We start from the raw sequence: 10,963 nt of genomic DNA, 5'->3' as shown, positions 1-10,963 counted from the left end.
GGCCGGGGTTCACCCGCCGGCGCCGGCAGACGAGGCGTCGGCGCCGGTTCCTCCTTGGTGCTGCCCGCCGGCTCGTGCGACGGGTTCGGGCTCGGGGGCGTCGAGGGCTGTACGGCGGCCCCGCCGGTACTACGGAACAGTTCGTCGGCCGCCGGGAGGCTCACTCGGCGTGGCACCGGGCGAGCACCTCCCTGGCGAGCTGGCGGTACGCGGCCGCGCCAACGGAGTTGGACGCGTAGGTGGTGATCGGCTCGCCGGCGACCGTGGTCTCCGGGAAGCGGACCGTGCGCCCGATGACCGTGTGGTACACGTTGTCGTCGAACGCCTCGACCACCCGGGCCAGGACCTCCCGGCTGTGGACCGTGCGGGAGTCGTACATGGTGGCCAGGATGCCGTCCAGGCGCAGGTTCGGGTTGAGCCGCTCCTGCACCTTCTCGATGGTCTCGGTCAGCAGCGCGACCCCGCGCAGCGCGAAGAACTCGCACTCCAGCGGCACGATCACCTTGTGCGCCGCGGTGAGCGCGTTCACGGTGAGCAGGCCGAGCGAGGGCTGGCAGTCGATGATGACGAAGTCGTAGTCGTTCAGCATCGGTTGGAGCGCCCGCTGGAGCGTGGACTCCCGGGCCACCTCGCTGACCAGCTGTACCTCGGCGGCCGACAGGTCGATGTTGCTCGGCAGCAGGTCCATGCCGGCGACCGCGGTCTTGAGCAGCACCTCGTCGGGGGCCATGCCCCGCTCCATCAGCAGGTTGTAGATGGTGAGGTCGAGCTCCATCGGGTTCACGCCGAGGCCGACCGAGAGGGCGCCCTGCGGGTCGAAGTCGACCAGCAGGACCCGGCGGCCGTACTCGGCGAGCGCGGCACCCAGGTTGATGGTCGAGGTCGTCTTGCCGACCCCGCCCTTCTGGTTGCACATGGCGATGATCTGCGCCGGACCGCGCTCCACGAGCGGCCCCGGGATCGGGAAGTACGGCAACGGGCGGCCGGTCGGGCCGATCCGCTCGCGCCGCTGCCTGGCCGCGTCCGGGGCGATGGTGGCCGCGTACTCGGGGTCGGGCTCGTACTCCGCGTCCGGGTCGTAGAACTGCCCGTCCGGGAGATCGTCGTAGTCGGGGAAACGGTCGGCGTCGCCGCCCGTCGCGTTTGCTTCCGTGCTCTGATGCGCTGTCATGCTCGGTTGGCTCTGGTGGGTTGCGTGGGTACGGACAGCGACGGAGCCCAGGCCCGTCAGATCCCCGGTGCCCTGATGCCGCTCCGGGACCCCTGGTTGTCCTCCCCGGGGAGTAATTGTCGACTCATTCACAAGTCGTCTTACCTCCTTGGGGACCAGGAAACTTCTAGACAGAGTCAGCGTTGCACCATGCCGACGATTGGCGACTCTATGGCGTGTCGGTGGTTCACAGCAACACAATCCGCCGGACCGGCACGGATGTGTCGGCCGTCGAACAATCTCTTGTCAAGGGCACAAGCCTCACCAGCGGGACGTTTCCCCTGCCCACGAATCGGTTAAAGCGCTATCTAGCAGACGAGTTGACCACGCGTCACGAGTTGCCGACTCGGGTGCCGCCCGGTCGTCCGGGCGGCGTGTCGGGACACGGCGTGTGACATTCCCGATGTTGACGGCGGGAGTTGACCGCCAGGTCGATGAATCACCCGAGGACGGCGTGCGGTTCGGTGTACGGCAGTCCGTGTGCCTCGGCGACGGGAGCCGAGATCACCTGTCCGTCATGGACGTTGAGCCCGGGCACGAGCGCGGGGTCGCGCCGCAGGGCCTCGCGCCAGCCGTGATCGGCCAGTTCGACGACGTAGGGCAGGGTGGCGTTGGTCAGCGCCGCGGTGGAGGTCGCGGGCACGGCGCCGGGCATGTTGGCCACGCAGTAGAAGAGCGAGTCGTGGACGCGGAACGTCGGTTCGGCGTGGGTGGTGGGGTGGGAGTCCTCGAAGCAACCGCCCTGGTCGATCGCGATGTCGACAAGGACACTTCCCGGCCGCATCCGTGAGACCAGCTCGCCTGTCACCAGCTTCGGCGCCCGCGCGCCGGGCACCAGCACGGCGCCGATCACCAGGTCGGCGGCGAGCACGGCGCGCTCGACCTCGTAGGCGTTGGCCACGACGGTGCGCACCCGGGTGCCGAACACCCGGTCCGCCTCGCGGAGTTTGCTGACGTCCTTGTCGAGCAGGGTGACCTGGAAGCCCATGCCGACGGCGATCTGGGTGGCCTGCCAGCCCGCGACGCCGCCGCCGATGACCACGGCGCCGGCGGGTGGCGTGCCGGGGACGCCGCCGGGCAGCACGCCCCGTCCGCCGGCCGAGCGCATCAGGTGGTAGGCGCCGACCTGGGGGGCGATCCGGCCCGCGACCTCGGACATCGGCGCGAGCAGCGGCAGGGCGCGGCCGGCCGGGCCCGTGGTCTCCACGGTCTCGTACGCGATGGCGGTGGTGCCCGAGTCCAGCAGCGCGTCCACGCAGTCGCGGGACGCGGCGAGGTGCAGGTAGGTGAAGAGCGTCTGGTCCTTGCGCAGCCGGTGGTACTCCTCCGCGACCGGCTCCTTGACCTTGAGGAGCAGGTCGGCGCCGGCCCACACCTCGTCCGCCTCGGGGATCACGGTGGCCCCGGCGGCGGCGAACTCCTCGTCGGGGATGGCGGATCCGAGCCCGGCCCCGCGCTGGACGAGGACCTGGTGTCCGCCGGTGACGAGCTCGTGGACCCCGGCCGGGGTGATGGCGACTCGGAACTCGTTGTTCTTGACCTCGGTGGGAATGCCGACCTTCACGTCGATCACGGTCCTTGCACGCGATGGACACCTGTCTCGACCAGTGTAAGTAAGGAATCCCGCTTGTCTAGCCTTGCAATGCGTTAATCATTGGCCGCAGGTGTCTGTGTTTCCAATGTGGGAGCGGGCGGTGGGGTGATGGTCCGCTCCGGCGCCTCGGGCTTCCGCCCCGCCCTTTCGGCCCCTGTCCCTTCGCTGGCCTCGGCGCGCAGCCGGTCGGCCGCGGCCCGGTGCGCGGCGGCGGCCTCGCCGCGGCCGAGCTGCTCGGCACAGTCGGCGAGCCGTAGCCGCAGCTCGGCCTGGAGCTCGACGCCGGCGGTGCGCTCGGCGAGGCGCAGGGCATCGGAGCCGGTGCGCAGGGCGTCCTCCGGCCGGCCCATGCGCTCCTGGGCGAGCGCGACCTCCGCCAGCGCCCAGGCCTGGGCCGGCACGTCGCCGAGCCTGCGGTGCGCGGCCGCCGCCGCCCGCCAGGCCCGCAGGGCCTCGGTCCACTCGCCGGTGCGGATCAGGGCGGCACCGACCCGGCCGTGCAGCCTGGCCGCGCCGGCCAGGTCGCCGCGCGTCTGGCTCAGCGGCAGCGCCCTGCCGTACCAGTCGGCCGCCCGCTGCCAGTCGTCGAGCTCGGCGTAGGTGTCGGCGATGGATTCCAGGGCCCGGCCGACGGCGTCCGTGTTCTCCGGCTCCCGCTCGTTCCTGGCGACCTCGTAGGCGGCCCGGTAGCGGTCGAGCGCGGCGCGCGGGCGGCCGGCGTCGGCGTCCATGTCGCCCAGGCTGAGCAGCGCGGCGGCGCGTTCCCTGGTCAGCCGCCGGCGTTCGGCGACGGACAGGGCGAGTTCGTGCAGCCGGTAGACCTCGGCCCTGGCCGGGGCGGGCGGCAGCTGGGCGATCAGCACCCGGCTGAGGGTGGCGAAGAGACGCCTGGCCAAGGTGTCGAGCTCGCCGCCTGCGGCGGCCGTCCTGGCGGCCGCGAGCAGCATCGGGCGGCGGGTCGCGAACCAGTGGGCCGCGTCCTGCGGGGTCTCGAACCGCAGCGCCGCGGGCAACCCGGCCAGCCACTCCCTGGCCGGGCTGCCCGGCGGCTCGGCGACGGCCTGGCAGGCGCGCAGTCGGGTGACGATCCGCTCCAGCATCCTGGCCCTGGCCAGCAGCGCCTCACCCGGCCGCTCCAGGGTGTCGAGCAGTGCGCTGATCCTGGTGGCCAGGCAGCCGGGCACCCGGTACTGGTCCGGGTCGCCCGAGCCGGTCTCCGCCACGACGGAGCGCAGCATCCCGAAGCCCGTCAGCTCGGCGAGCGTGGCGCGGGCGGTGGGAACGGGGCAGCCGACGAGCGCGGCGGCGGTGTGCGCGTCGACGAGCCCGGCGGGGGCGAGCGCGAGCAGCCGCAGCATCCGGGCGGAGGCCGCCGGCAGGGCGCTGTGGGCCAGCGCGAACGCCCGACTCAGCGGCGCCTCGGCGGCGTCGACGGCGTCCCTGGCGTCGCCGTCCTCGCCGTCCTCGCCGTCCCCGGCGGCCGCGCCGACCGGGTCGGGGGTCTCGACGAGCCGGCGGACGGCCTCGGCCACAGTGGTCTCCGGGTGGGCCGCCAGCCAGCCGGCGGCCAGCCGGAGCGCGGCCGGCAGGTCCCCGCACAGCTCGGCGAGCCGGTCGGCCGCGCTCGGGTCGACGGTGACCCGGATGTCGCCGGCGCCCCTGACGAGAAGCCGGACGGCGGTGTTCCGGTCCAGGCCGCCGACGGTGCAGGGCCGTACGTCGGGCACGCCGACGAGCGGGCCACGGGCCACGGCGAGCACCAGGCAGTGCCGGTCGTCGGGGATCAGGTCGGCCAGCGGCTCGGCGTCGTCCACGTCGTCGAGCAGCAGGACGGCCCGGCGGCCGGTCAGCGCCTCGCGCAGGGCGGCGGTCGCGTCCTCCTCGTCGGCGCCCGGCACGACCGGGACGCCCAGTTCCTCGAGGAGGTCGCCGGCGACCCTGGTCACCGGGACCGGAGCGCCGCCCGGCTCGGTGAGCCCGGCCCGCAGCAGGCCGTCGGGGTAGCCGCCGGAGTCGAGCAGTCTCGCGGCGAAGTACTCGGCGAGCGCGGTGCGCCCGGTGCCGGGTCGGCCGGCGACCAGCAGCACCCGGGAGCGCGGCGCCGGGCGCCCCGCGAGGGTGTCGAGGCCGGCGCGCGCGATGTCCGAGCGCAGCGCCGAGAGTTCGCGCCGGCGGCCGAGGAACTCCGCTGCCCCGGTCAGGTCGGTGACCGTCTGTTGCGTCACGTCCGTCACGGGGCGAGCGTATGTCACGCTCCGGCGGGCCGGGGCATGACACGTCTACCGACGCCGAGGCGCGCCCGTCCGGCCGTGCCCCGCCGCCGGCGGGTCAGAACGTGAACGGTCGGGCCGGCCAGGGGGCCTCGGCCGGCCGCAGCGCGTCGAGACCGTCCCCGGCGCGGGCGGCCAGCACGGCGAGCACCCCGGTGGCCAGGCAGGTGTTGTGCAGCCGGCCGGCGAGCAGGCCGGCTGCCAGCTCGTCGAGCGGCACCTGGGCGTGGCGCATGTCTGCCTCCTCCTCGGAGACCGCGAACCGCTCGCCCTGGGCCACCGAGAGGTCGCGGGCGAGGAAGACCCGGACGGCCTCGTCGGAGCCGCCTGGCGAGGTGTACAGGTCGATCAGGACCTGCCAGTCCTCCGCCTTGATGTGGGCCTCCTCGTACAGCTCGCGCTGGGCGGCGTGCAGCGGGTTCTCGCCCGGGACGTCGAGCAGCCCGGCCGGGATCTCCCAGAGCTTGTGGCGGACCGGGTGCCGGTACTGCTCGATGACGGTGACCCGGTCCCGCTCGTCCAGCGCGAGCACCGCGACGGAGCCGGGGTGCACCTGGTAGTCGCGGCGGGCCGTGCCGCCGTCCGGCATGACCACCTCGTCGGCGCGGACGCTGGTCTTGTTGCCGGTGAAGGGCGTGGTCGTGGTGGTGACGGACCAGTGGGCGGGGGTGTCTGCGAGGAGGTCGTGCGACTGCTGCGTCATGGCCGTCAGTGTCCCCCACCGCGCGGCGCCGCCAGCTCGCCCGCGCCGGCTGAGCGCTCCACCGCGCCCGCCACCGGGGCGGCGGAGCCGCGCACGGCCGCCCTGATCAGGCCGGCGAACAGCGGGTGCGGCCGGGTGGGCCGGGAGCGGAGCTCCGGGTGGGCCTGGGTGGCGACCAGGTAGGGGTGGACCTCCCGCGGGTACTCCACGTACTCGACCAGCTTGTTGTCGGGCGAGGTGCCGGAGAAGACGAGCCCAGCCTTCTTCTCGAGCTCACCGCGGTAGGCGTTGTTGACCTCGTAGCGGTGGCGGTGCCGCTCCTCGACGTACGCCTCGCCGCCGTAGACCTCGCGGACGATGGAGCCCTCGGCGAGACGCGCCGGGTAGAGGCCGAGCCGCATCGTGCCGCCCATGTCGCCCTCACCGGCGACGATGTCCAGCTGCTCCTCCATGGTGGAGATCACCGGGTTGGGGCAGCCCTGGTCGAACTCGTTGGAGCCCGCGTCCTCGATGCCGGCCAGGTTGCGGGCGGCCTCGATCACGATGCACTGCAGGCCGAGACAGAGGCCGAGCAGCGGGACGCCGTGCTCCCTGGCGTAGGTGATGGCGGCGATCTTGCCCTCCACACCGCGGTCGCCGAACCCGCCGGGCACGCAGATCGCGTCGACGTCGCCGAGCTGCTCGGCGGCGCCGCCCGGGGTGCGGCAGTCGTCGGAGGTGACCCACTTGATGCGGACCCGCGCGTTGTTGGCGAAGCCGCCGGCGCGCAGCGCCTCGGTGACCGACAGGTAGGCGTCGGGCAGGTCGATGTACTTGCCGACCAGCGCCACGGTGACGTCGTGCTCCGGGCGGTGGACGCGGCGCAGCAGGTCGTCCCACTGGGTCCAGTCGACGTCCCGGAACGGCAGGTCGAGGCGGCGCACCACGTAGGCGTCCAGGCCCTCGCCGTGCAGCACCTTGGGGATGTCGTAGATCGACTTGGCGTCGACGCAGGCCACCACGGCGGCCTCGTCGACGTCGCACATCAGGGAGATCTTGCGCTTGATGGCGGTGGGGACGTCCCGGTCGGCGCGCAGCACGATGGCGTCGGGCTGGATGCCGATGTTGCGCAGCGCGGCGACGGAGTGCTGGGTGGGCTTGGTCTTGAGCTCGCCGGAGGGGCCGATGTAGGGCAGCAGGGAGATGTGGACGACGAAGACGTTGTCCCGGCCGACCTCGTGGCGCACCTGGCGGACCGCCTCCAGGAAGGGCAGCGACTCGATGTCGCCGACGGTGCCGCCGACCTCGGTGATCACGACGTCGACGTCGTCGGTGGCCATCCGACGGATGCGGTGCTTGATCTCGTTGGTGATGTGCGGGATGACCTGCACGGTGTCGCCCAGGTACTCGCCGCGCCGCTCCTTGGCGATCACGGTGGAGTAGATCTGGCCGGTGGTGACGTTGGCGCTGCCGTCGAGGTCGACGTCGAGGAAGCGCTCGTAGTGGCCGATGTCCAGGTCGGTCTCGGCGCCGTCGTTGGTGACGAACACCTCGCCGTGCTGGAACGGGTTCATGGTGCCGGGGTCGACGTTGAGGTAGGGGTCGAGCTTCTGCATCGTGACGCGCAGGCCACGTGCTTTGAGGAGGGCTCCGAGACTGGACGCGGTGAGCCCCTTGCCGAGCGAGGAGGCGACCCCGCCGGTGACGAAGATGTGCTTGGTCGTCGTACTGATGGGCGGCATGGCCAAAGGGGGGCTCCCGTGGGTCGCGAGGTCGGATGCCTGACGGCCGCCGGTCCGAGTGCCGGGGTGCCGTCGCTGGGGTTCGGGGGTTTCGCTGCCCTCCGCTCCACGGGCTACCAGGGTATCAGTGGGTTAAACCCGGGGCAGCGCGCGCGTGTCCCCTGACGGGAGATCTCGACATTTGAGACGCAACCCCCTCAAGGGCCGCGGGTGGACCACATGAATCCGCCAACCGTCGCGCGGACCCGCTGGCCACGTCGTATTCTGCTCGGACGCTCGAATGGGCGACGTAAAGCCGCACGTCCCACGGGGGGCGGAGCACTGTTCGACTGGAGACGCTAGTGGCCGGGCGCATCGAGGATTACGCACTCATCGGAGACATGCAGACCGCCGCGCTCATCTGCCGGGACGGCTCGGCGGACTGGATGTGTCTGCCCCGTTTCGACTCCCATGCCGTCTTCGCCGCGCTCCTCGGGACGGAGGAGCACGGCTTCTGGCGGATCGGGCCGGCGCACGGCAAGGACGCGCCGCCGCCGCCGGCCAGCCGCCGGCGGTACCGGGGGGACTCCCTGGTGCTGGAGTCGGAGTGGGACACGCCGCGCGGCACGGTCCGGGTGATCGACTTCATGCCGCCGCGTGGCGAGGACCCGCCGCAGCTGGTGCGCATCGTGGAGGGGGTCAGCGGCCGGGTGCCGATGCGGTCCACGCTGCGGATGCGGTTCTCCTACGGCTGGGTCGTGCCGTGGGTGCACAAGGTGGACGACCGCACCGTCGCCGTGGCCGGGCCCGACTCCGTCTGGCTCGACACCACCGCCGACACCTACGGCAAGAACCTGACCACCTACTCGGACTTCACGGTGGCGCAGGGCGACCGGGTGGCGTTCACCATCAGCTGGCAGCCCTCGCACAAGCAGCCGCCGCCGGTGCCGCAGCCGGAGGCGGCGCTGGCAACGACCGAGGAGTACTGGCGCGACTGGGTCGGCCAGTGCACCTACCACGGCCCCTACCGGGAGGCCGTGGTCCGCTCGCTGATCACCCTCAAGGCGCTGACCTACGCGCCCACCGGCGGCATCGTGGCGGCCCCCACCACCTCGCTGCCCGAGGAGATCGGCGGCTCCCGCAACTGGGACTACCGCTTCACGTGGCTGCGGGACGCGGCCATCACCCTCTCCTCGCTGCTGCGCACCGGCTACCACGAGGAGGCCAGGGCCTGGCGCGAGTGGCTGCTGCGCGCGGTGGCCGGCGACCCGGAGAACCTCCAGATCATGTACAGCATCACCGGCGAGCGCGAGCTGGCCGAGGCGGAGCTGAGCTGGCTGCCCGGCTACGAGAACTCGCAGCCGGTCCGGGTGGGCAACGGAGCGGCCGGCCAGCTCCAGCTCGACGTGTACGGCGAGGTGACGGAGGCGCTGCACCTGGCGCACATGACGGGCCTGGCGCGCAACGATCACGCCAACGTCCTCCAGCTGAAGCTCATCCGCTACCTGGAGGAGCACTGGGACGAGCCCGACGAGGGCATCTGGGAGGTGCGCGGCCCGCGCCGGCACTTCACCCACTCCAAGGTGATGGCCTGGGTGGCGGTGGACCGCACCGTGAAGCTGATCGAGTCCGGCGAGGTGGACGGGCCGCTCGAGCGGTGGCGCGACCTGCGGGACGCGATCCACCGGGACGTGTGCGAGAAGGGCTACGACAAGGAGCGCAACACCTTCACCCAGTCCTACGGCTCCAAGGAGCTGGACGCCTCGCTGCTGCTGATCCCGCAGATGGGCTTCCTGCCGCCGGACGACAAGCGGGTGATCGGCACCATCGAGGCCATCCAGCGCGAGCTGTCGACGCTGGACGGCTTCATCCTCCGTTACCCGACCAACGGCGAGGAGACGGGCGTGGACGGCCTGGAGGGCGACGAGGGCGCGTTCCTCGCCGTCTCGTTCTGGCTGGCCGACGACCTGGCGATGATCGGCCGGGTGGAGGAGGCGCGGAAGCTGTTCGAGAAGCTGCTGGCGCTCCGCAACGACGTGGGCCTGCTGGCCGAGGAGTGGGACCCGCGGCGGATGCGGCAGGTCGGCAACTTCCCGCAGGCCTTCAGCCACGTCCCGCTGATCGACACGGCGCTCCGGCTCACCGCGTCCGGGGCCTACAGCACGTACGGCGGCTGAGGCCGCCTCGTGCCACGGCCGGGACGGGTCCCGCCCACCCTGGAGGCGGTGGCGGCGCACGCGGGCGTGTCACGGGCCACGGTCTCCCGGGTGGTCAACGGGACGCCCGGGGTCCGTCCCGAGCTCAGGGAACGGGTCAGACGCTCGGTGGCCGCGCTCGGCTACGTGCCGAACAGCGCGGCCCGCAGCCTGGTGACCCGCCGCACCGGCGCGGTGGCCGTGGTGATCGCCGAGCCGGACACCCGGGTCTTCGCCGACCCGTTCTTCGCGCAGCAGCTGCGCGGCATCGGCCACCGGCTGGCCGCGGAGGACACCCAACTGCTGCTGACGCTGCTCGAGGGCCGAGACGACTACGACCGCATCGACCGCTACCTGTCGGGCGGCCACGTCGACGGCGCGCTGATGTTCTCGCTGCACGCCGACGACCCGCTGCCGGCGATGGCCGCCGCCTCGGGGCTGCCGACGGTCTTCGGCGGCCGCCCCGGCTGGGCGGCGGCGGCCGGGGAGCCGGGGCCGCTCTACGTGGACACCGACAACCGGGACGGCGCCCGGCAGGCCGTCCGCCACCTGCTGGCCGGCGGCCGCCGCCGGATCGCCGTTATCACAGGACCGCTCGACCAGACCTCGGCCGCCGACCGGCTCGACGGCTACCTGGAGGCGCTCGGCCTGGCGGAGCCGGAGCCGGCGCTGCTGGCCAGGGGCGACTTCACGGCGGCCGGCGGCGAGCGGGCGATGGCCGAGCTGCTGGCCCGCTCCCCCGGGCCCGACGCCGTCTTCGCCGGCAACGACCTGATGGCGAGCGGCGCGCTGCGCACCCTGCGGGCGCGCGGCCTGCGGGTGCCCGAGGACGTCGCCGTGGTGGGCTACGACGACCTGGAGCCGGCCGCCTGGTCAGATCCGCCGCTGACCACCGTCCGGCAGGACGTGCGGCACATGGGCGAGCTGATGGCCGAGCTGCTGCTGCGGCGGCTCGGCCTCGCGGAGGGGCCGCTGGCCCCGGTGGTCACGCCGGCCAGGCTCGTCGTCAGGGCCTCGGCGTAAGCGCTCCGCCGGAGGTGCCGGCGCCGGGTCGTTCCTCATCCGCGGCGCCGTCGCCCGACCTGCTCAGCTCCGGAGCGACTCGGCGAGCTCGTCGTACACACTGAGCACCTGGGCCACCGTGGTGTCCTCGGTCGGCCAGCTGCCGGACCTGGCCCGGCCGGCGGCGGCCAGCGTCTCGCGCAGCGCGGGGTCGCCGAGCAAAGCGCCGACGGCGGCACCGAGGGCGGCCGGGTCACCGTAGGGCACCAGGACGGCGGCGTCCCCGACG

The 10,963-nt window shown here is 73.0% G+C and carries 8 protein-coding genes; 2 read left to right on the top strand and 6 right to left on the bottom strand.

The genetic code is table 11. From position 1 onward, the window contains the following. Positions 1-160: 160 nt before the first annotated feature. The 5 genes from ACFWI8_RS35290 to ACFWI8_RS35270 form a co-directional block, all read right to left on the bottom strand. Positions 161-1,171, bottom strand: coding sequence for a ParA family protein (locus ACFWI8_RS35290; RefSeq protein WP_311602341.1), 1,011 nt, complete (start codon positions 1,169-1,171; stop codon positions 161-163). A 478-nt stretch (positions 1,172-1,649) separates the two neighbouring features. Further along, a complete protein-coding gene (ald, locus tag ACFWI8_RS35285) occupies positions 1,650-2,774 on the bottom strand; it encodes an alanine dehydrogenase (protein WP_387100069.1) in 1,125 nt (374 codons plus the stop codon). Between the two features lie 83 nt (positions 2,775-2,857). Next, entirely contained in the window at positions 2,858-5,038 is a 2,181-nt protein-coding gene (locus ACFWI8_RS35280; protein ID WP_387100066.1) for a tetratricopeptide repeat protein, read from the bottom strand. 94 nt (positions 5,039-5,132) lie between these two features. Next, on the bottom strand, positions 5,133-5,777 hold the full coding sequence (locus ACFWI8_RS35275; protein ID WP_387100063.1) for an NUDIX domain-containing protein: 645 nt from the start codon (positions 5,775-5,777) through the stop codon (positions 5,133-5,135). A 5-nt stretch (positions 5,778-5,782) separates the two neighbouring features. After that, complete coding sequence (locus ACFWI8_RS35270; protein ID WP_387100060.1) at positions 5,783-7,498, bottom strand: CTP synthase; 1,716 nt, start codon at positions 7,496-7,498, stop codon at positions 5,783-5,785. A gap of 341 nt (positions 7,499-7,839) precedes the next feature. On the opposite strand from ACFWI8_RS35270, the gene ACFWI8_RS35265 reads away from it, so the two are divergent. Together ACFWI8_RS35265 and ACFWI8_RS35260 are read left to right on the top strand one after the other, a co-directional pair. Continuing rightward, a complete protein-coding gene (locus tag ACFWI8_RS35265) occupies positions 7,840-9,654 on the top strand; it encodes a glycoside hydrolase family 15 protein (RefSeq protein WP_387100058.1) in 1,815 nt (604 codons plus the stop codon). Positions 9,655-9,702: 48 nt separating this feature from the next. Further along, positions 9,703-10,695: a LacI family DNA-binding transcriptional regulator gene (locus tag ACFWI8_RS35260; RefSeq protein ID WP_387100055.1), complete on the top strand. Its 993-nt coding sequence runs from the start codon at positions 9,703-9,705 to the stop codon at positions 10,693-10,695. Between the two features lie 63 nt (positions 10,696-10,758). Here the strand turns inward: ACFWI8_RS35260 and ACFWI8_RS35255 are convergent. Continuing rightward, a partial coding sequence (locus ACFWI8_RS35255; RefSeq protein WP_387100052.1) for a glycosyltransferase occupies positions 10,759-10,963 on the bottom strand: 205 nt, incomplete at its 5' end.

Source organism: Streptomyces sp. NPDC127098 (assembly GCF_042722465.1).
In the GTDB taxonomy this organism is placed as follows: Bacteria; Actinomycetota; Actinomycetes; order Streptomycetales; family Streptomycetaceae; genus Streptomyces; species Streptomyces millisiae.
The sequence above is the reverse complement of the archived record's forward strand: the minus strand, read 5'-3'. Positions and strand labels throughout refer to the sequence as shown.

Coding starts and splice junctions, on each gene's coding strand:
- ACFWI8_RS35290 (WP_311602341.1), bottom strand. CDS start 1,171: ATGACAGCGCATCAGAGCACGGAAGCAAACGCGACGGGCGGCGACGCC.
- ACFWI8_RS35270 (WP_387100060.1), bottom strand. CDS start 7,498: ATGCCGCCCATCAGTACGACGACCAAGCACATCTTCGTCACCGGCGGG.
- ACFWI8_RS35275 (WP_387100063.1), bottom strand. CDS start 5,777: ATGACGCAGCAGTCGCACGACCTCCTCGCAGACACCCCCGCCCACTGG.